At 71.4% G+C, this 19,906-nt stretch carries 16 protein-coding genes; 4 read left to right on the top strand and 12 right to left on the bottom strand.

Translation table 11 applies throughout. The features are described 5' to 3' along the window. The first annotated feature begins 94 nt into the window (after positions 1-94). Positions 95-1,450: a signal peptidase I gene (lepB, locus tag AB7E03_RS12720; protein WP_489941763.1), complete on the top strand. Its 1,356-nt coding sequence runs from the start codon at positions 95-97 to the stop codon at positions 1,448-1,450. Continuing rightward, a complete protein-coding gene (locus AB7E03_RS12715) occupies positions 1,438-1,794 on the top strand; it encodes a DUF4190 domain-containing protein (protein WP_489941762.1) in 357 nt (118 codons plus the stop codon). Before lepB ends, AB7E03_RS12715 begins: the two co-directional genes overlap by 13 nt. A gap of 14 nt (positions 1,795-1,808) precedes the next feature. Here AB7E03_RS12715 and AB7E03_RS12710 read toward each other — a convergent pair whose 3' ends face one another. The 5 genes from AB7E03_RS12710 to AB7E03_RS12690 all read right to left on the bottom strand — a co-directional run bounded on the left by AB7E03_RS12710 (position 1,809) and on the right by AB7E03_RS12690 (position 6,062). Then, positions 1,809-2,732, bottom strand: coding sequence for a TolB-like translocation protein (locus AB7E03_RS12710; protein ID WP_489941761.1), 924 nt, complete (start codon positions 2,730-2,732; stop codon positions 1,809-1,811). 166 nt (positions 2,733-2,898) lie between these two features. Next, on the bottom strand, positions 2,899-3,594 hold the full coding sequence (locus AB7E03_RS12705; protein ID WP_489941760.1) for a hypothetical protein: 696 nt from the start codon (positions 3,592-3,594) through the stop codon (positions 2,899-2,901). Positions 3,595-3,611: 17 nt separating this feature from the next. Beyond that, a complete protein-coding gene (locus tag AB7E03_RS12700; protein WP_441784138.1) occupies positions 3,612-3,860 on the bottom strand; it encodes a hypothetical protein in 249 nt (82 codons plus the stop codon). Positions 3,861-3,931: 71 nt separating this feature from the next. Then, positions 3,932-4,978, bottom strand: coding sequence for a Gfo/Idh/MocA family protein (locus AB7E03_RS12695; protein WP_489941759.1), 1,047 nt, complete (start codon positions 4,976-4,978; stop codon positions 3,932-3,934). 73 nt (positions 4,979-5,051) lie between these two features. Then, positions 5,052-6,062 (bottom strand): Gfo/Idh/MocA family protein, encoded by a 1,011-nt coding sequence (locus tag AB7E03_RS12690; RefSeq protein WP_489941758.1) that lies wholly within the window; start codon positions 6,060-6,062, stop codon positions 5,052-5,054. 129 nt (positions 6,063-6,191) lie between these two features. On the opposite strand from AB7E03_RS12690, the gene AB7E03_RS12685 reads away from it, so the two are divergent. Next, positions 6,192-8,738: a glycosyl hydrolase 2 galactose-binding domain-containing protein gene (locus tag AB7E03_RS12685; RefSeq protein WP_489941757.1), complete on the top strand. Its 2,547-nt coding sequence runs from the start codon at positions 6,192-6,194 to the stop codon at positions 8,736-8,738. An 81-nt stretch (positions 8,739-8,819) separates the two neighbouring features. Then, on the top strand, positions 8,820-9,743 hold the full coding sequence (locus AB7E03_RS12680) for a phosphodiesterase (protein WP_489941756.1): 924 nt from the start codon (positions 8,820-8,822) through the stop codon (positions 9,741-9,743). A gap of 18 nt (positions 9,744-9,761) precedes the next feature. Here AB7E03_RS12680 and AB7E03_RS12675 read toward each other — a convergent pair whose 3' ends face one another. The 7 genes from AB7E03_RS12675 to AB7E03_RS12645 all read right to left on the bottom strand — a co-directional run bounded on the left by AB7E03_RS12675 (position 9,762) and on the right by AB7E03_RS12645 (position 19,834). Further along, a complete protein-coding gene (locus tag AB7E03_RS12675) occupies positions 9,762-11,345 on the bottom strand; it encodes a stealth family protein (protein WP_489941755.1) in 1,584 nt (527 codons plus the stop codon). Positions 11,346-11,385: 40 nt separating this feature from the next. Beyond that, positions 11,386-13,230 carry a protein O-GlcNAcase gene (locus AB7E03_RS12670; RefSeq protein WP_489941754.1) on the bottom strand — a complete coding sequence of 615 codons (1,845 nt, stop codon included), beginning with the start codon at positions 13,228-13,230 and terminating at the stop codon, positions 11,386-11,388. Beyond that, complete coding sequence (locus AB7E03_RS12665) at positions 13,227-14,969, bottom strand: ABC transporter ATP-binding protein (protein ID WP_489941753.1); 1,743 nt, start codon at positions 14,967-14,969, stop codon at positions 13,227-13,229. Before AB7E03_RS12665 ends, AB7E03_RS12670 begins: the two co-directional genes overlap by 4 nt. Continuing rightward, positions 14,950-16,965, bottom strand: coding sequence for an ABC transporter ATP-binding protein (locus tag AB7E03_RS12660; protein ID WP_489941752.1), 2,016 nt, complete (start codon positions 16,963-16,965; stop codon positions 14,950-14,952). The genes AB7E03_RS12665 and AB7E03_RS12660 overlap by 20 nt, the downstream gene beginning before the upstream one ends. Before the next feature lie 81 nt (positions 16,966-17,046). Continuing rightward, entirely contained in the window at positions 17,047-17,700 is a 654-nt protein-coding gene (locus AB7E03_RS12655) for a class II aldolase/adducin family protein (protein ID WP_489941751.1), read from the bottom strand. After that, entirely contained in the window at positions 17,697-18,986 is a 1,290-nt protein-coding gene (locus tag AB7E03_RS12650; RefSeq protein WP_489941750.1) for a four-carbon acid sugar kinase family protein, read from the bottom strand. Before AB7E03_RS12650 ends, AB7E03_RS12655 begins: the two co-directional genes overlap by 4 nt. After that, positions 18,986-19,834, bottom strand: a complete 849-nt coding sequence (locus tag AB7E03_RS12645) for a DeoR/GlpR family DNA-binding transcription regulator (protein ID WP_489941749.1) — start codon at positions 19,832-19,834, stop codon at positions 18,986-18,988. Before AB7E03_RS12645 ends, AB7E03_RS12650 begins: the two co-directional genes overlap by 1 nt. Positions 19,835-19,906: the final 72 nt, after the last annotated feature.

The raw sequence follows: 19,906 nt of genomic DNA, 5'->3' as shown, positions 1-19,906 counted from the left end.
GCGTCTTTTTTGCCGGTTCGCGTCATGGGCAGGGTTCGATCAGCGTCTTACTGAATGAACCCGTGTCTGACCCGCGCACGTGAAGGGAGGCGAGATGACCGTGATGCCCCGCATCCCGTCAAAGAGGTCGAAGTCGCGCCGCTCGTCGTTCGTAGCCCCGGCGAGCCGCTCGAGTGTCGTCCCGGATGCGCTCTCCTGGCTGGACGAGGATCACGGCCCCGCAGCGCCCAAGGGGCCAGCCGCGTGGACGGCGGCGAGTTCCACCCGGTCCGATCGCACCGTCATCGATGCGGGCCCGTACGGGGTCATCGATCTTGCTGTCATCGAGTCGGGCACAGACCACCGGTGGCGCGATCCGGAGCTGGGCGTCGTGTGGTGGGACAAGCGCTCGTTCCGGAAGGAGGACGACGACTTCGGCACCATCCAGACGAGCTTCGTCCCCGCGCCGACCAGCGGCCACGTGTCACTCGCTCCGATCGCGACGGCGGTGGCGAGTCCGGTGCAGACCTCGGCCCGCGAATCCGCTCCCGAGCAACCCGTGGAGTCGTTCGCGGTCGCACCGCGTCACGCACGCAGCCATGCATCCCTACGGCCGGAGCCGGTGACGTCGGCTGCGCAGGTGGCTGCGCCCGCTCCGGTGGCGGCCGATCCGGCCGCGGCGGCGCCGCCCGTCTCGGCGAGCCGTCCAGCGGCGCTCGAGGATGCGGGGCGGACCAGGCATGCTCGACGATCCCGTCATACTGCGTTGGTGCCCCCGGTCCGCGGCAGGCGACGCCGCACGGCGGATGCCCGTCACCCGCGCCGGGCGATGCTCCGCCGGCGCCGCACCCGCCGCCGCGTCCTCCTCGGCGCGATCCTCGTCGTCATCGCCTTCGCGGCGACGATCGTGATCCAGAGCGCGCTCATCACGCCCTTCACCGTTCCGTCGGTCTCGATGGAGAACACCCTCCACACGGGCGATCGGATCCTCGTCAACAAGCTCGCCTACGGGTCGTCGTCGATCCACCGGGGCGACGTCGTCGTCTTCCGCGATCCGGGCGGCTGGCTCAACGGGTTGCAGCAGACCACTGCGGGCGGAACCGACGGCTACCTCGTCAAGCGCGTGATCGGCGTGCCCGGCGACCACGTCTCCTGTTGCAGCACCAACGGGCGCGTGACCGTCAACGGCACCGAGCTGCTAGAGCCGTACGCCGTGATCCCGCACGGTCAGCCGGCGGCCTCCTCGTTCGATGTCACCGTGCCGGCCGGAGCGCTGTGGGTGCTGGGAGACAACCGCTACAACTCGCGCGACTCCAGCCGCACCCAAGGCCTCGCCACGAAGGGCTTCGTCCCCATCGCCGACGTGGTCGGCGAGGCCGCTCTCAAGCTGTGGCCGCTGAATCGGCTCGCGCCGGTCGGGACGGCGCACGAGACCTTCGCCTCGGTCCGCGACCAGACATGTCCGATCTGAAGGCCAGCGCCAGCAGCCACGACGAGATGGACGGACTGGACGAGTCCGCGGTCGGAGTGCCCGCGCCCAACACGGCCTCCGGCTTCACCAGGGATTACTCGCTTCCCACGGTCGTTCCCAAGCGCATCCACCCGCTCGCGGTGATGGCGCTGATCCTCGCGTTCCTGATCCCCATCGTCGCGATCCCGCAGGCGCACAAGGTCATCCGTAAGCTGCAGCACGACGGAGGCCGTGGCCGCGGGGTCGCCCAGGCGGCCATCGTGATCGGCTATCTCAACATCCTGCTGTTCGCGCTCGTCGGGCTCAACGTCGCGGTCGCGGCCCTCCTTCACTCTGCGACCTGAGGGGCAAGCGGGGTTCAGCGGACCACGGAGGGCGAGGATGCGTGCTCGATGAGGAGCGACTCAGCCGCTGAGCCGTCGGCGGGCGCCGAGTACACGGCGAAGTCCCCGGGCGTATCGGCCGAGGGCAGGCCGAAGAGCAGCGTCGAGTCGCCGAGCCACTCCGCCTGGTCGTCGACGTTCCCGGTGAGCGGGAGCACCGTCTCCGTCAGCGAGGCCAGGTCGGAGACGGCAAGGGTCCAGCGCGGTGTCTCCGCAGTCGCCAGGTTCTTCTTGTAGGCGACCTTCGTGCCGTCCGGAGAAAGGGAGGGACACTCGACGCCCTCCCTGATCGCGACAAGGCTGCGGCCCCGCAGGTTCCCCCGCACCAGCCAGTGCTTTCCGCCCGAGGATGCCGTCGCGTAGAAGGTGTTGCCGTCGTCGGCGAATGTCACGCCCCAGTAGTTCAGATCGACGGCGATGTACGGCTTTGCGTCGACGAACAGGGTGAACCCATCCAGCGGGCCGTAGTACGTGCCGCGCAGGTCGGTGATGACCGTCTGCGTCGAGAACGCCACGTTCACGTAGGACTCCCCGTCGACGAAGGAGGTCCACGCCGCAATCTTCGAGTCGGGAGACAGGCGTGTGCGGCTCGGTGCGCCGGGCAGGGGCCAGGAGAGCAGCTGGGTGCCGTCGCCGTCGTAGACCGTCTCGTGGTAGCCCACCGGCTTCGTGGCGCTCCGGCTCATGCACGACACGGCTATGCGGCTGGCGGCGACCCTCTCACAGGCGAGCGGTGAGACCGCCCGGTCCGCCTTCGGCGAGCCCACCGACACGGAGGCCACCCTGCCGGCCTCCGGCCCGGGGGTGGTGTCGCGGAACACGATGCGGGAGCCGCTGGACAGCTGCAGGGCGGCGAGCTCGACCCGATGCTCGGGAGCCGCCGTGGGCCCCGGTGACACGATGGAGGCGGTAGGTGACGGATCGCCGACAGAGCACCCGCTCGTCCCAGCGAGAACAGCGACCACCAGGCCGATCAGCGGGAGGCCGTGAGCGCGTCGACGCCTCCGCGCGCTGCGACGCCCGCTCTCGCTGCTGCGTCCGGGCGTCGCGCTCATCGGTGTTCCGTCAGCCGATGAGCGACACCGCACGCGCGATGACGAGCGCGAGCAGCGCGAACCCGGCGAACGACTCCAAAGACATCAGCAGCTTGGCCCGATGGGTCAGCGGCATCGTGTCGGTCGGGCTGAACGCCATCGAGTTCGACAGGGAGAAGTAGAAGTAGTCGATGTAGTTGGGGACCCAGTCGGCCTGCTTGCTGGAGCCGCGCGCGACCTCGTCCACGGCGTCGTGGTCCTCGTCTTGCGGGAACCGGAAGTCGGCCAGCGCCAGCTTCGGCCGGGGAACCGTCGCGCGCGCGACCGGGCCGCCGCGGTCGAGCACCCAGAACACGAGGGCGAACGCGATCACGTTGGTCAACCACACCTGCAGCGAGGCCAGCAGCAGTTCGTAGCCGTTCCCGTTCTTGTTGAGCAGCCGGATGATCGTCTCGGCGAAGGCGATCTGGTTGGCCGCGAGGATGAGCACCGCGAGGGCGATCTCCGCTCGCCGCGACCAGGCCGACTCCCGGGTGAGCCGATGCGGGTTGTACAGCACGAGCGCGATGATCATCAGCAGGCAGATGCCCACGACGGCGTACCGTTCGATGGCGGGAACGACGCTCGGGAGGAAGGCGTAGGCCACCAGCGCGACGACGGTGGCGATCACTGCGGGCCAGCGATGCTCCGGCGCTGCTGCGCGCTCGCGTCTCTCGGTCGGTGTCACACGGTGAACAGTACCGCTCAGTTGAAGATCGCCCACTCGGAGCGGTCGAGCCTGGCCCGATTGCCGTTGATGACGAGGTACCAGGACGCCTCGTCCCGATGGAGGTACTCGGCCAGGATGGTCGTGTACTTCCATTCGCCTGAGATCAGCGACCAGTGGATCAGGGAGATGAGCTGGCCCTGGCGCAGGTAGGGGACTGCGACGAAATCATCTTGACGATGGGGCTCCGGAAGAGTGTGGCGGGCCCCCGTCCGCTGCGTGCTCATGGTGCACTGTAACTCCGCCGCAGGCCCGCTGGATATACCCCCATTTCATCAATCGCTGAATACCCCTGGTGTCATTTTTCGTCGGTGGCGGGGGTGGATGCGACGAGTTCCCGCACCGACCGGACCGGCGCGATCGTCTTGTTCGCGGCCGACTCGTAGGCGGCGAGGATGATGCCGAGCACCTCGATCCCCTCCTTCTGCGTGTGCAGTGGGCGGGTGCCGTCGAGGATGCTGCGCGCGAAGTGCGCGATCTCTTCGCCGAACTCGTGGATCGGTTCGAGCTCCAGCACGGTCGGCTCGGCCTCGCCGCGCAGGCGGTAGCTGAGCGCGGTTCCGTCGCTGGTCAGGCTGCCGAGCTCCCCGACGGCGGAGAACTTCTCGGTGCCGTCCGCCGGCTGGTAGGCCCAGCTGGTGACTAGGCTGCCGATGACCCCGTTGTCGAAGCGGACCAGTACCTGCGCCGAGTCCTCGCCCTCCATGAACGCCAGGCGGTGGGTCGCCAGCATCGCCGTGACCTCGACCGGGGAGCCGCCCGCGAGGTGCAGAAGCAGGTAGGTGGGGTGATAGCCGGTGTCGATCAGCTCCCCGCCGCCGCTGGTGGAGGCGTGTGCACGCCATCCCATGTTCGACGGGTCGAAGTCGTTGAAGAAGCTGTCTGTCGTTCGGACCTCGTAGACGCGGCCGAGAACGCCGGAGTCGATCAGCTCCTTGGCCTTGGCGACCGCGGGGAGGAACAGCTGGTTGTGGGCGCACATCAGGGTCACGCCTGCCTCGGCCACCGCCGCATCCACCTCGGCGGCCTCTTCGGGCGTGAGGCAGAGCGGCTTCTCGCAGAGGATGTGCTTGCCGGCGCGGGCGGCGGCCACGATGGCGTCCTTGTGCAGGTGATGCGGGAGGCAGATGTCGACGGCGTCGATGTCGGCCTCGGCGAGCATGGTGGCGTAGTCGGCGTAGATCGCCGCGCCGGTGTCGCCGGCGCGGCGCTGGGCCGACTCCCGGACCGGATCGGCGACGGCGGCGAAGGTCACGGTCTCGGGGTTGCGGAGGTACCCGGCGACGTGGGCGCCGGCGATGCCGCCGGCTCCGATGAGACCGATGCGGACGGTGCTGCTGGACATGGCGAAGCGCTCCTTAGGAGAAGTGGATGGTGTGCATGCGCACACGAAAGACAAGGGAAGGTGGGTTTGCGGGTCAGGCGACGGCGACAGGCTCGCCGGTGAGGCTCACGGTCCGCCCGGTTGCGGCGGACTCGTTGGCGGCGACGACCATCCGGGTCAGCTCGACGGCGTGACGCAGGTTGTCGTCGGCGGTGGTGCCGTCGTGGATGTGCTGGACCCACTGCGCGAACGCCCCGGGGCGCCGCTCGGGGAGCGGGAGCTCCTGCCACTGGTCACCGAACGCTCCACCCTTGGCGAGCAGGCGCTCGCCGCCGAAGCCGAACATCATCGACGCTTCCGTTCCGCGGAGCTCGATGGTGAAGGCCCCGGGGGTCGTGACGACGCTCGCCTCGAAGACGCCGAGGCGTCCCTCGGGGAACTCGGCGGTCACGACCGCGTTGTCGTCGACGGCACGGCCGGTGACGTGGCCGTAGCTCGCCGAGATGGCCAGCGGCTCGGCGCGGTGGAACAGGCGCGTGAGGTACGCGGGGTGGCAGCCGAGGTCGGTGAGGGCTCCGCCGATCGCGGCCTCCGGGTCGCCGAACTGCTCCGGCAGCCAGCCGGCGGCCCAGCCGTCGTGGGCGAGTCGCACGCGCGAGTAGGTGAGCTCGCCGAGCGTCCCCTCGTCGAGGACGCGCTCGATCGCCACCGTGTAGTCGTCAGAGAGTCGCGGGAGTGACACCACGAGAGCGACGCCGGCTTCGCGGGCGAGGTCGACCAGCTCCTCCGACTCGGCGACGGTGCTGCCGAGGATCTTCTCGGTGAAGACGTGCTTGCCGGCGGCGATGGCGCGGCCGATCACATCCCGGTGCTCAACCGTGGCCGTGGTCACGGTGACGGCGTCGAGTGCGGGGCGCGCGAGCAGTTCGTCGAGGTCGGCGACGAACTCCACGCCGAACTCGTCGGCGGCTGCCCGGCCGCGCTGCTCATCGTCGTCCCAGATGGCGACGAGGGTGGTGTCGGGGTGCTCCTGGACGTTGCGCACGTAGTCTCCTGCGTGGACGTGCCAGAAGCCGATCGCTGCAACAGCGAGTGGATGGGACATGCCTGTCGAGGCCTCCTTGACTGGGGTTCCAAGCGCGCGAACCACGAAAGCGTATCTTCTGCTCCGGAGCAGTCGGAAGCCTTTCGGGCAAATTTATGGAATCGATCCCAGATCGGCCATGATCGAAGGGTGAGCACCGCAGCGACGATCAGCCTCGACGGCGACGACTGGACCATCCGGGAGGCCCTCGGCGACACGGCCGAGTGGTATCTGGGGGCTCCGCTCCCGGCGGCGGGCAACAATGTCGCGGAGGCGTCGGCCGCCATCGCCGCGGCGCCCGGCTGGTTGCCGGCGCGGGTCCCGGGCGCTGTGGTGGATGATCTGCACCGGGCAGGGGAGATCCCCGATCCTCGGGTCGGCCGCGGTTCCCGCTCCGCGGAGTGGGTCGCGGAGCGGTCGTGGGTCTACCGGCGGGCCGTCGAGTTGGATGCGACCGCGGCGGACGGCGTGGCCGTGCTCGAGTTCGACGGAGTGGACCCGGGTGCGGACGTCTACTGGGACGGCGAACTGCTCGGCTCCGTCAGCGGTCTGTATCACTGGCTGCGGGTGCCGCTGGATACAGCCAGGCGTGCCGAGGGCCGCCACAAGCTGGCACTGCGCGTGCACCCGGCGCCCGATTCGGAGCCGCAGGTGGGCCGCACGGAGAGGGTGCGCATCCACGCGCCGCGGCTCGGGTACGGCTGGGACTTCTCGCCGCGGCTGCGGCACCAGGGCGTGTGGAAGAGTGCGCGCATCCGCACGGGACGCGCCCTCCTCGCCGACGTCGTGGTGCGCTCGCGTATCGAGGACGCGGTCGGGATGGTCGCGGTCGAGTGGGATGCGCCCCTGGCGGCGGGCGGGGCGGCCGGGGCGCTCGCGGTGACCGTCTCCGTGGCGATCGACGGTCGCGGCGTGGCCGAGCGCACCGTCGACGCGGTGGTGGGGGCGACGAGTGTCCGCATCCCGGGCCCGCAGCTGTGGTGGCCGAACACGTTCGGTCCGCAGCCGCTGTACACGGTGACGGTCGCGCTCGCCGACGACCAGGGCGAGACCGACAGCGCCACGCGGCAGGTCGGTTTCCGGACCGCCGAACGGAGGTCCAACCCCGGTGCTCCCGCCGACGCCCTCGGGTACACGGCCGTCGTGAACGGTGCGACGGTTCCGCTTCTCGGCTGGAACTGGACGCCGGCCGACACCCTGTTCGGCTCGATCGACCCGAGCACGGTGGAGCACCTGCTCGGCCTGGCGGCGGCGTCCGGCGCGCGGCTGATCCGCGTCTGGGGCGGCGGACTGATCGAGACCGAGCACTTCTACGACACGTGCGACCGGCTGGGCCTGCTCGTCTGGCAGGAGTTCTCGCAGTCGAGCTCCGGCATGCAGAGCGCACCGAGCACGGACCCCGAGTTCGTCGCCCTGATGCGCGCGGAGGCGGAGGCGCTGGTGCCGACGCGAGCGCACCATCCCTCGCTGCTGCTGTGGGGCGGCGGCAACGAGCTCGACGAGGGAGGCGTCCCGCTCAGCGACGACCGATCGCCGGTGCTCGCCGCGCTCTCCGACACGGTCGCCCGCCTCGACGCGGGTCGCGGCTGGCTGCCCACGTCGCCCACCGGGCCCGAGTTCCACAACCGGCTCGACCGCATCCAGGCGAACCCGGAGGGGCAGCACGACGTCCACGGCCCTTGGGAGCACCAGGGCCTGGTCGGCCAGTACACGTTGGCGAATGCGGCCACCAACCTCGCGCACACGGAGTTCGGCGTCGAGGGGATGACGAACCTGCGCTCGCTGGAGGCGCTCGTCCCCGAGGGCGACCGCTGGCCCGCCGACCGCACGAACCCGGTGTACCGGCACCTGGGCGAATGGTGGAACAACGCAGACCAGGTGGGGGAGTTGTTCGGCGGCCGCCCTGACACGCTGGAGTCGCTGAACCGCGCATCCCAGCTGTTGCAGGCGACCGGACTTCAGTATGCGGTGGAGGCGGATCGGCGGCGGTTCCCGCGCTGCTCGATGGTGCTGCCCTGGCAGCTCAACGAGAGCTACCCGAACGCCTGGTGCACGGCGGCGGTCGACTTCCGCGGCGATCCGAAGCCGGCGTTCTTCGCGGTGTCTCGCGCCTTCGAACGGCGGAGGGCGACGCTGCGGGTCACCCGCGCGGTGTGGGCCGGTGAGCGGACTGCGTCGGTCGAGGCGTGGCTGTGGGCCGAGGATGCGGTGCCCGCCGGCTCGGCGCTGACGCTGCGCGCACTCGGGCTCGACGGCGTCGCGGTGGCCACGCACGAGGTGATTGCGCCCGCGGTGGGTGCACCGATGGCCGTGGCGACCCTTGAGGTGCCGGTCGAGTCGCTGCCGGAGGTCTTCCTGTGGGAGGCCGAGTGGCGGGACGCGGACGGGGTGCTGCTCGACCGCGAGCGGATGCTCGCGACGACGGGTCCGGATTTCGGGGTGCTGTTCGACGTCCCGGATGCCGAACTCGACGTGACTCGCGACGGGGACGGAACCGTCCGTGTCCGCAATGTCGGCCCGCTCGCCGCGCTCACCGTGCGGCTGGTGGACCCGCGGCCGGCGGGCGAGGACGGCATCCTGAGCGCGCACGGCGACCCACGCCCGCTCCTGCCCGGCGAGGAGCGTGCGCTGGCCGCGACTGCTGTCTTGCCGGTGCGTCTCGAAGTGTGGAACGGTGAGCCGACCGAGGTGAGGTGACCTGATGCGACGGGCAGCGGATCCAGGCGGCGCACCGCGCACGTTCACGCCGTGTTCAGACGCAGGTGGTGTGATAGCCCCGTGAAGACGCGAATCGCGGAATACCCGCGGCCGGACCACTTCCTCCTCCACATCAGCGACACGCACCTGCTGGCGGGAGGTGAACGTCTTTACGGCACCGTCGACAGCGAGCAGCACCTCGCCGCTCTCCTCCGCGACGTGGAGGCGTCGGGCGGCCGCCCCGAGGCGATCGTCTTCACCGGCGACCTGGCCGACCGTGGGCAGCCCGACGCGTACGCGCGGCTGCGCGCGCTGGTCGACCCGGCGGCCGAACGGATGGGCGCCCGCGTCATCTGGGTGATGGGCAACCACGACGACCGCGCGTCGTTCCGCCAGGGCCTGAGGGATGAGCTGGGCGAGGCCTCGCCGATCGACGACGTCTTCTGGATCGGCGGCCTGCGGATCATCGTGCTCGACTCGACGGTGCCCGGCCACCACTACGGAGACGTAAGCGAGTCGCAGCTCGACTGGCTCGCCGCCGAGCTCGCGACCGCGGCACCCGAGGGCACGATCCTCGCAATGCACCACCCGCCCGTCCCGAGCGTGCTCGACCTGGCGGTGTCGGTGGAGCTGCGCGACCAGTCGCAGCTCCGGGAGGTGCTGGAGGGCAGTGACGTGCGCAGCATCCTCGCCGGGCATCTGCACTACTCGTCGACCGCGACGTTCGCCGGCATCCCCGTGTCGGTCGCCTCGGCGAGCTGCTACACGCAGGACCTCACCGTGCCGGTCGGAGGGACGCGCGGCCGCGATGGCGCCCGCGCCTTCAACCTCGTGCACGTCTACCCGAACACGGTGCTGCACTCCGTGGTGCCGCTCGGCGCCTACCCGGCCCTCGACTACGTGGATGCGGAGGAGTCGGCCCGCCGCCTCGCCGCGGACGGCATCCGCATCCCGCCCGCAGCCCGCCGCGAGACCCCGACCGAGCCCATCCACGTACTCACCTGAGGCAGGCTGCTCAGCCGGTCAGTGCTCCCAGGGGGCGGGGAACGGGAAGTAGCGCTCCAGGAAGTCGGTCACGATGCGCGTGCGCTCCTCCGCGCCGATCTCGGGCTTCGATCCGTCGTTGAGGCAGAACATGTCCTGGTCGCGCCTCTTCAGCAGCCGGCGCATCATGTCCGGCGCCTGCCGCAGCGTCGTCTCGACGTAGAGCACCTTCGCCTGCGTCTGCGTCACGGCCCGCCCGGCCATCAGGGCGTAGTAGTGGTACAGCGAGTTGGTGACGGAGATGTCGGTCGCCGAGCGGAACGGGCTGGCGGCCGTGCGCCGGAAGTCCTCCGGGAACTCCCGTTCCATCTCCCGCAGCACGCTGATGCGCAGGGGCGCGGCGCAGTGCTCCAGGTGGCGGGTGGTGACGGCGCCGAACCGCTCCCAGAGCAACCGGCGGTTGACCCGCGCCGCATTCTCGAACCCGCTGCGCGCTGGGTCGGTCTCGCCCAGGCCGATGCGGGTCCCCGCCTCGACGAACTTGGTCACGCCGCCGGGCGAGAAGAAGATGTCCGGCGAGAGCGGACGGCCGAAGAACATGTCGTCGTTGGAGTACAGGAAGTGCTCCGAGAGGCCCGGGATGTGATGCAGCTGGCTCTCGACGGCGTGCGAGTTGTGCGTCGGCAGGGTCGAGGTGTCGGCGAAGAAATCTTCGCTGCGCATGATGTGGATGCGCGGATGCTCCGGATCCAGCCACGGCGGCACGGGCGAGTCGGTCGCGATGTAGATGTTGCGGATCCACGGGGCGAACATGTGGACGCTGCGGAGCGCGTACTTCAGCTCGTCGATCTGCCGGAACCGGGCCTCGTTGTCGTCGCCCTCGCCGACGACGTACGCTGCCATCCGGGCGGCGCGCTGCCGCTGGTATTCGGCGCTGGAGCCGTCGACCCAGGAGAACACGATGTCGATGTCGAACGCGACGTCGCTGGCCAGCGGGTCGAACATGTGCTGCAGGGTGCGCCAGCGGCGGCCGTACAGCTCGACCTCGGCTTCGACGGCCTCGTTGCGGGGGAGGCGCGGCCGCATGAGCGCGTTCTCGCGCGGCGCGGTGATCTCGTCGTCGCCGAACTTCCAGAACTCCAGCTGGAAGGCCGTCTCGGAGCCGTAGCGGAGACGACCGATGGGCTCCAGGCGCGGTCTGTACAGGCGCAGGATGTCGGCCTTGCGGCGGGAGAGCCGCCCTTCGGCGATGAGGAGGGCGTCGCCGTACGGCCGGCCCTGCGTGTCGATGCTGCGCGCATAGAGCGGCTCCTCGGCGAAGGCGTTCGCGAGAGCCTGCGAGACCTCTTTGCGCCTGCGCCGGTCGAGCGCCACGATCAGGCGGTTGTCGTCGTCGCGGACGAGCAGGTACTCGAGCCCGGCCTCGTCGAGGGCGTCGCGCACCGCGAGGAGGTCTTCGATCATCGACTCGCGCGGTGTGAACGGCCCGGAAACGAGCGTGTACATGCCTTTGCGCAGGACGACGTCTTCCCGGGACAAGCGGGGCGTGCCGATGCCGGTGTCGCTCGTGACGACGACGGGCTCGGGCTGGTCGGAGAGGGATGCGGGAGGAAGCTCAGCCATACAGTGCTTACTCTAGGCTGCTCCCGCGGCAGCGTCCGCCTCAGCCGAGAAGCTCCCGGACGGTGGCGAGGAGCAGCGATCGTGCCTCCGCGGTGACGAGCCAGGGGGCGAACCCGTCCGCCGCCAGGAAGAACGTCGCGCGCGCGGCCGGCGCGACCGTTCCGTCCGGGAGCCGGGCGCCCGCGGGCGTGAGCCCGATGACCGCACGCCCCGACTCGGGATCGCGCGCGACGACGTCCGCCGCCTCCGGCGGGTCCGAGACCGTCACCTTCGACCGGCCGCGGTACACGACAACCTCCCCGTCGAGTCCGGCAGCAGCCGGATGGTCGGCGTCGGAGATGTGGATGCGGTCCACCGACAGCGGCACGGCGGCCGCCGACGCGAGCCCCAGCGGGACGAGGTGCCCCCAGGCGAGCAGTGGCACCGCTCGGGATGCGACGGCGCGGGCGGCCTCCTCCGAGGCCTTGCGCGTGACGATGAGGAGGTCGGCGGCCGGGTCGTCGCCGAGCTGGGCGCGCATCCCGGAGGCGGCCAGGAACTCCACGAGCTCGCGGTCGCCGGGCGCCGGATTCGTGCCGCTGATGACGGCGACGAGTGCGCCATCGCCGCGGCTCACGTGGTGCGACACCCCGAGGCGTTCGAGGGCGGCGTCGATCAGGGCGAGCACGGCGCCACGGGCGACGTCGGCGTACTCGGCCTCCAGGGCGCGGCCCGCGGCGAGGAGGGCGGCAGCGTCCGTGTCCGCGTGCTCCGTCTCGCCGCCTGCAGTCACCCCGCGAAGCACCCGGCAGGCGAGCACACCCGCGGCGCCGGCGGCACGCGCGGCGTCGATCCATGGCCCGAGCTGTTTCGCAAGATCGGCGGGCACCGCAGGGCCCGCCGCGGTCTCGGCGAGCCGGGCGAGCAGCGCCTCGGCCTCGTCGAAGCGTCCGGCTTCGACCGCCGCATCCAGCCGCGGCCACCGCGCCGCCCCGGGGGGCCACGCGCTGCAGGCATCGACCAGAGTGCGGAGACCGTCGTCGTCGCCGGTCACTGTCCGGTACGCGCGTTCGGCCGCGACGGTCGCGTCATATGCTGCAGGGTCGGCTGCCCACTCGGCCACCGTCTCCAGCGCGAAGTGGGAGGGAGCCGCCTCGACCATCGGGTTCGCGACGATCCCGACGAGGCCCGGCGCGACCGAGCGGCCGGTCAGCGGACCGAGGAACAGCCGGGACCGGTCGAAGTCGTTGACGGGGAAGTTGTCCCAGAGCACGACCTCGCGGCCGTAGCTCTGCACGGCCTCGACGATGTCGTCTGCCGACACCTCGCCGACCACGATGTCCGCGCCGGTCCACATCACCCGGGCGTCGCGCGGCAGGGTCTCCGCGAGCCCGACGCGGTACGGCGTCCGCTCGACACCGGCGTAGTCCGTCGGGCAGAGCAGGATGGGCTCCTCGATGCCCGCAGGCCGGAGGAACGCGCGTTCGAAGCGGGCCGCAGCATCGCCGTGCGCCCGCCCGAGGGCTTCGGGCTCATCCATCGGGACGTCGTCGAACAGCAGCGCGAACGACCGGATGCCCGCATCGAGCAGCTGACGGCACTTCGCCGCGAGCGCCTCGTGCTCCGCGTCGTCCTCGAATCGCATCGATAGTCCGGGCGAGATCGCATAGGCGAACGTGACGCCGCGTTCGGAGGCCGCCTGGTTCAGCACCGCGAGTTCGTGCGATCGGTCCTCGGGATAGGGCTCCCGCCACTCGTCCCGATGCCACGGGTCGTCCTTGGGCGCGTACAGGTAGTGGTCGAGGCCGATGGCCCCGCCGCGCTCGAACCAGGCCAGCCGGTCGGCGTGCGACCACGGCTCGCCGTAGAAGCCCTCGACGACGCCGCGCCAGGCGAGCCCGGTCATCGGCCGCCTCCGTGCCAGGACGACCAGAGTTCGGCGTACGCGCCGCCCGCGGCGACCAGCTCTTCGTGGCTGCCGAGCTCATCCACGTACCCGTCGCGCACCACGGCGATGCGGTCGGCGTCGTGCGCGGTGTGGAGGCGATGGGCGATCGCGACGACCGTCCGGCCCTCCAGCACCCGGTTCATCGCGCGCTCCAGGTCGCGCGCAGCCGTCGGGTCGAGCAGGGACGTGGCCTCGTCGAGGATGAGCGTGTGCGGGTCGAGGAGCACCAGGCGCGCGAGGGCCAGCTGCTGGGCCTGGGCCGGGGTGAGGACGACGCCGCCCGAGCCGACGACCGTGTCGAGGCCTTTCGGCATGGCGGCGACCCAGCGCAGCGCATCCACCACCCGGAGGGCACGGGCGAGCTCGTCGCGTCCGGCCCCGGGCTTCGCGAGGGAGAGGTTCTCGGCGATGGTCCCGACGAAGACGTGGTGCTCCTGGGTGACCAGGGCGACGTGGCTGCGGAGGTCGTCGAGGGGCAGGTCGACCAGGCGGACGCCGCCGACCGTGATGCGGCCGCCCGAGGGTTCCGTGATGCCGGCCATCAGCCGGGCGAGCGTCGACTTGCCCGAGCCGGAGGGTCCGACGATCGCGAGCCGTTCACCGACGGCCAGGTCGAGCGTCACCCCGTGCAGCACCTCGGTGCCTTCGCGGTACGAGAAGCGCACGTCTTCGGCGAGCACGTGCTCGCCGGCCGGCTCCTCGCCGGTCGCGTGGCGGTCCTCCGGCACATCCGCGACGCCGATGATCCGCGAGAGGGCGGTGGTGCCCACCTGGATCTCGTCGAGCCAGCTGATCAGCTCGTCGACCGGCGACACCAGCTGCATCGCGTACAGCGCGACGGCGGTGACCGCGCCGATGGATGCGGCGCCCGAGCCGACGAGGAAGGCACCCCACACGAGCACGACGATCACCGGCAGCAGGAACGCGATGTCGGTGCTCGGGAAGAACCAGGAGCGCAGCCACAGCGTGTACCACTCCGATTCGCGACGCTCCCGCAGCGCGGCGTCGATCTTGGCGCGCTGCGCCGGAGCGAGGCTGAGCGCCTCGATGGTGCGCACGCCATCCACCGTCTCGCTGATCGTGCCGCCGAGGGTGGCGTACGACGCGAGCTGCCGCTGATAGCCCGGCCCGGAGCGTTTCAGGTACCAGCGTGCGGCGACGACGAGGATGGGCACGCCGGCGAACATGGCGACGGCGACCGCCGGGTTCACCAGGAACGCGGCGACCACGGTCAGCACGGCGGTCACACTCGCGACCAGGATGCGCGGAACGCCGAAGCGGACGGTCTGCGCCACCGACTGGATGTCGTTGGTGGTGCGCGCGAGCAGGTCGCCGGTGCCGGCCGCCTCGACCGTGGACAGCGGGAGGCGGGCGACGGTCGCGAGGAACTCCTCCCGCAGCTGGGCGAAGACGCCCTCGCCGAGCACCATCGATTGCCGCTGCGCGAAGCGGATCAGCACCGCCTGGGCGACGATGGCGCCGAGCAGGATGAGCGCGACCGTGTCGATACCGCTCGTGGCCAGTGTGTGGCCTGTGACCCCGTCGATCACCACGCCGATCAGCGCCGGGCCGGCGAGGCCGGCGACCGCGGCGAGGGTGTGCAGCGCCAGAACGACGGAGAGAGCCCCGCGGTGCTGGCGGATGAGCCGGGCTCCCGTCTCCCGGACGGTCTTCGTGCTAGCGATCGGCAGCAGCATCGCCGGAACCCTTCTTCGTGCGCTTGGCCTTGGCGGCCTTCTTCGCTTTCTTGTCCTTCTTGCTCGCGGAGGCCGCCGCTGGCCGCTGCGCGGAGACGGGATGCGTCGCCGTCCACAGAGCGTCGATGGAGCCTGTCCACGTTGCGTCCAGGTCCTCGCCCTCCGCCGGCTCGGCCGCGGAGATGGTGCGCGAGACGATCGCCCGGTACAGGTCGCCGAGGTCGTCCTCCTGACGGAGCAGCGTCTGGTGCGTGCCGGTGCCGGCGACGCGCCCCTTCTGGACCACCGCGATGGTGTCCATCCGGTCCAGGAGCAGCGGGCTTGCCGTGACGACGACGGTGGTCCGGCCGTCGCGAGCCTCCCGCAGCCGCTCGGCGATCTGCGACTCGGTGTGCGCATCCACGGCGCTCGTCGGCTCGATCAGCACGAGCACCTCCGCGTCGGTCAGCAGGGCGCGGGCAAGGCTCAGCCGCTGCCGCTGGCCGCCCGAGAACGTCCGTCCGCGCTCGGCGACGCTCTCGTGCACACCCTCCGGCAGGGCTTCGACGGTCTCGGTCGCGGCGGCCGCGTCGAGTGCGGCCGACACTCGGCGGATGCGACCCGTAGACGTATCGGTGTACTCCTGATCCCGGATCGGCAGAGTGTCGAGCCCGTCGAGCAGGCGACCGCCGAAGAGGTGCGGGTTCGCGTCGTTGACGACGATGCGCTCGCGCACCTCCCGCACCGGGACGCGGGTGTGGTCGACCCCGCCCCACAGCACCGGCGCCTCCCTGTGCACGGCGTCGTCGAAGCGGCCGATCCGGGAGGCGATGGCGGCGGCCTCGTCGGGGTCCGCATCCACGATCGCGGTGAAGCGCCCGGGCTCGATGACGACGCCCGACGCGACGTCCTCGATGGCGGAACCCCAGGCGGGCGCTTCCGCCGGCTCAGCGGTGTCGCGGGCGGCCGGTTGCGTCCGAAGGACCGAGAGCACCCGGCGGGCCGAGACGACGCCGGCGGTGAAGGTCTGGGCCGCCTCGACGGCGGTGCGCAGGGGAAGGACGAGGAAGGTGGCGTACCCGTAGAACGCCGTCAGCTGGCCCGGCGTGATGGCGCCGTCGACCGCGAGGTGGGCGCCGAACCAGACGATGAACACCAGGAAGACGCCGGGCAGGAGCACCTGGAGCCCGTCGAGCCAGCTCTGCGTCTTGGCGACCCCCACGCCGGCCGAACGTACGCGCTGCGACTGCCGCGCGTACCGGTCGACGAACTCCTGCTCGCCCCCGATGCCGCGCAGCACGCGGAGCCCGACCACGGTGTCCGCGCCGAGGGTGGTGAGCCCTCCGGCCTCCTCGCGCCAGGCGGCCTGCCGTGCGCGGAGCGGCCGGAGCAGGAGGGCGAGGAGCAGGGCGACGGCCGGAACCCCGATGACGACGGCGAGGCCGAGCGGCACGGAGGCGTTCAGCATGATGATCGACACGACAGCGAAGGCGACCACGCCCCCGGCGAGGCGGGCGGTCACCTCGAACAGTGCGCCGAGGCGGAGGGAGTCGGTGCTCACGGTCGCGACGATCTCGCCGGACGACGTGGTGGCGGTGATCGCCGGACCCGTCTCGGCGGAGTGGTAGCCGATCAGCCGCGCGACGCCGAGCGACGAGCGCAGCCAGTTGGATACGGCCATCCTGTGTCGCAGCATGCCCGTCACCGCCTGCACGATCGCGACGCCCAGCAGAGCCGCGCACCAGACCCACAGCCGGGCGGGGTCGCCGGACACGCCCTCGTCGACCGCGCGCCCGAGGAGGTACGGCCAGACGGCCTGGCACAGCATCCACACGACGCCGAACAGCACGCCGGCCGTCAGCGTCGCCGGCTGCCGGGCCGCCTGCCACAGCAGGAACCGCGGAACGGACGAGAGGTGTTTCTCGGTGGGCCGGGCGGACGGGATGCGCGAGCCGCGGGGCGTACGGGACGACGGCGGTCGCGAGGCGGACGGACGGGCAGCGCGGACGCTGGACACGAGGTGCTCCTGAGGGGGATCGAGCGGGAGTGCGGAAGGAAGGTGGCGCGACGGCGGTGCGGCGTGTGTAGGGGCTGGCGCTCAGCGGCCCGGCGGGGTCAGCTCGGCGATTGCGGCCGCGTCGAGGGCGACGGCGGGAGCCTGCTTCAGGAGGAGGGTGAGCCGCGCTGCCGTCTCGAGCTCCTCGACCAGGTCGATCGCCGCGTCGAGACTGGCCGCGGCCACGACCGGTCCGTGGTTCCCCAGCAGCAGCACGGGATGCCCGGGCGCAGCGGCCGCGACGCCTGCGGCCAGCTCGGCGCTGCCGGGCCGGGCGTAGGGGACCAGCGGCACATCGCCCAGCCGCATCACCCGGTAGGGCGTAAGGGGTGGCAGCCGCGCATAGCCGTCGTCGTCGGGCGGCAGGCAGGCGATCGCCGTGGCGTACGGCGAATGGAGGTGGACCACGGCGGTGGCCTCGGGATGCGCGGCGTACATGGCCGCGTGGAGCGGGAGCTCCTTGGTGGGCCGGGGCGCATCCTGTGTGTCGGAGGGCGTGGCCGCGAGCTCGGCCTCGGTGACGGAGCGCAACGACGACCCGGTCGGGGTCGCGATGATGCGGGCGCCGACGCGGATGCTCACGTTGCCGGAGCTCCCCGGCGAGAGGCCCCCGGCCGAGAGGTGGCGGCAGGCGTGCACCACCGCGGCCCGTGCTTCGGCTTCGCGAGCTCGAGCGTCGTCATCGAGGCGGGTCACGGGGCGACCTCCCAGGCGTCGGTGAACAGGCCGGCCGCGCCGAAATTGCCTGATTTCAGGAGCACGGCGATGGTGCGGCGTTGCTCTGCTGCCGCACTCGCCGCCACAGCCCACGGAACCCCGGGAGCCGCCTGCGTTCCGATCTGCAGGCGAGTGATGCCCAGCCGATTCGTCACGGCACCCGACGTCTCGCCGCCTGCGACCAGCAGGTGGCTGAAGCCGAGCTCGTGGACGGCGAAGGCGGCGAGCTCGGAGAGGGCGCTCTCCAGAAGCGCAGCCGCCCGCTCCCCGCCGAGTTCCCGCTGGGCGGTCGCCACGTCGGGCGAGGCGTGGATGAGGACAGGCGCGAGCCGGTCGTCTCGCGCGGCCAGCGCATCCCGGATGCGCAGCTCGGCGCCCGGGTTGCGATCCAGTTCGCGGGGGTCGAGGAGGTGGCGCTCGCCGCCGAAGGCCGCGATCTGTCCGCGCGTGGCGGCGGAAGCGCTGCCCGCGAGGATGAGGCGGCCGGTGACAGGCACTCGGGGGAGGGAATCGGCGGCGCGTCTGGTCTCGGTACCGACCGCAGTTCGCGCGAGGGCGGTGCCGACACCCGCGCCGCCGCCGGCGACGACAGGCCGCTCTGCGGCAACCCGGAGGATGGCGTCGGCGACGAGGTCCAGGTCGTCCTCGGTGAGCGCATCTACGAGGGTGTGTCCGTCGCCGACCTGGGCGGCGATCCCTGCTGCGCCGCGCCGGACGTCCTCCCATCGCACCAGCCCGACGGGCGCCGTGGTCTGCGGTGTCAGGAGCCGCACGACGTTCGAGTCGCGCATCGGCGTCAGTGGGTGATCGTGCATCGGCGACTCTGCCAGGGGGATGCCGTCGGCGAAAAGCACGCCCTGGTACTGCGTGCGGCGGGCTCCCGGAGTCGCGGGGGTGCCGATGGTGACGGCGCCGCTTCGGCCGGCCGCGTTCGCCACTTCGGCCGCCAGTGCATCTGCGATCGGGCCGATGTTGCCGGTCGCGGTCGAGTCGAAGGTGGAGCAGTACTTCTGATACAGCAGGGTCGCCCCGGCAGAGAGGAGGGAGCGTGCGGCTTCGGCCGAGGCAGCGACCGCCGCACCCACCGGCGCAGTGCGGACCTTGAGCGCGACGACCGCGCATCCCGGGCCGCCGGTCGGGAAGAGCGGGAGGTCGTCACCCGCGGGCGTCCCGAGCAGCACGCTCGCCGGGAGCCCCGCCTCGGCGACCCGGCCGGCGAGGTCGCAGGCTCCGGTGACGTCGTCGGCGACAGCGCCGAGCCGCATCACGAGACGCCGACCCCCGTCTCGTCGATGGCGGCGGGAGCACGGGAGGGCGCGGGGGTGCGTCGCGACGCAGCCCGTTGCGCGTGCTCGCCGGCAACGACGACCGTTGCCCCGGCATCACGAAGCGCCTGCAGGTCGTCGGGGTCGGCGCCCGCATCGGTGAGGATCACATCCACGAGGTCGAGCCCGCCGACCCGGATGGGCGCACGCGCGCCGAGCTTGGAGTGGTCGACCAGCAGCACGGTTGTGCGGGCGGCGCGCGTCAGCTCCTGCTTCAGCTCGGCGTCGAGAGCGTTGGCGCAGAGGATGCCGGAGGTGTCGACGGCGGTCGCCGAGAGCACGGCGACGTCGACCGAGTAGTCGGCGATGGTCCGCCGGGCTGTCGCGCCGGCGAAGCTGCGTGTCTCGTTCTGGTAGACGCCGCCGATGGCGACCAGCTCGACGTCGTCGCGTTCGATGGCGGCCTGGATGACGGGCGCCGAGTGGCTGACGATGGTGGTGCCCGCACGCAGCATCCCGGTGAGAGGAGCGACCGTCGTACCCGCGTCGAGGGCGACCGTCACCGCGCCGTCGAGCAGGTCGAGGCAGGCTTCGGCGATGGCGCGCTTCTCGCCGCTGCCCGTGACGGCACGCTCGTCGAAGGGGCGGCCGTGGCCCAGATTCGGGAGGCTCGCTCCGCCGACCACGCGCCTCGCGAAGCCGTCCGCCTCGAGCTGGCGGAGGTCGCGGCGGATCGTCATCTCCGAGACGCCGAGCTCTTCCGCGACGCGCGACGACGACACATAGCCCTCCGCGGAGAGCCGGCGGAGCAGCTCTTCACGACGGGCGGGGGCATCGGTGTAGCGCACCCGTCCATCCAAGCGGCTGCTCCGAGCACTTGTCAACAAGCGCACAAATCTTGACTCGAATGTTCAGAAGTG

The organism is Leifsonia sp. RCC_180, from assembly GCF_058138205.1.
This window is presented reverse-complemented; position numbering and strand designations above follow the sequence as displayed.

What these genes read in the sequence shown, in the direction of transcription:
- lepB (WP_489941763.1), top strand. Translation starts at nt 95, where the DNA reads ATGACCGTGATGCCCCGCATCCCGTCAAAGAGGTCGAAGTCGCGCCGC.
- AB7E03_RS12715 (WP_489941762.1), top strand. Translation starts at nt 1,438, where the DNA reads ATGTCCGATCTGAAGGCCAGCGCCAGCAGCCACGACGAGATGGACGGA.
- AB7E03_RS12700 (WP_441784138.1), bottom strand. Translation starts at nt 3,860, where the DNA reads ATGAGCACGCAGCGGACGGGGGCCCGCCACACTCTTCCGGAGCCCCAT.
- AB7E03_RS12695 (WP_489941759.1), bottom strand. Translation starts at nt 4,978, where the DNA reads ATGTCCAGCAGCACCGTCCGCATCGGTCTCATCGGAGCCGGCGGCATC.
- AB7E03_RS12690 (WP_489941758.1), bottom strand. Translation starts at nt 6,062, where the DNA reads ATGTCCCATCCACTCGCTGTTGCAGCGATCGGCTTCTGGCACGTCCAC.
- AB7E03_RS12675 (WP_489941755.1), bottom strand. Translation starts at nt 11,345, where the DNA reads ATGGCTGAGCTTCCTCCCGCATCCCTCTCCGACCAGCCCGAGCCCGTC.
- AB7E03_RS12670 (WP_489941754.1), bottom strand. Translation starts at nt 13,230, where the DNA reads ATGACCGGGCTCGCCTGGCGCGGCGTCGTCGAGGGCTTCTACGGCGAG.
- AB7E03_RS12665 (WP_489941753.1), bottom strand. Translation starts at nt 14,969, where the DNA reads ATGCTGCTGCCGATCGCTAGCACGAAGACCGTCCGGGAGACGGGAGCC.
- AB7E03_RS12650 (WP_489941750.1), bottom strand. Translation starts at nt 18,986, where the DNA reads ATGCGGCTCGGCGCTGTCGCCGACGACGTCACCGGAGCCTGCGACCTC.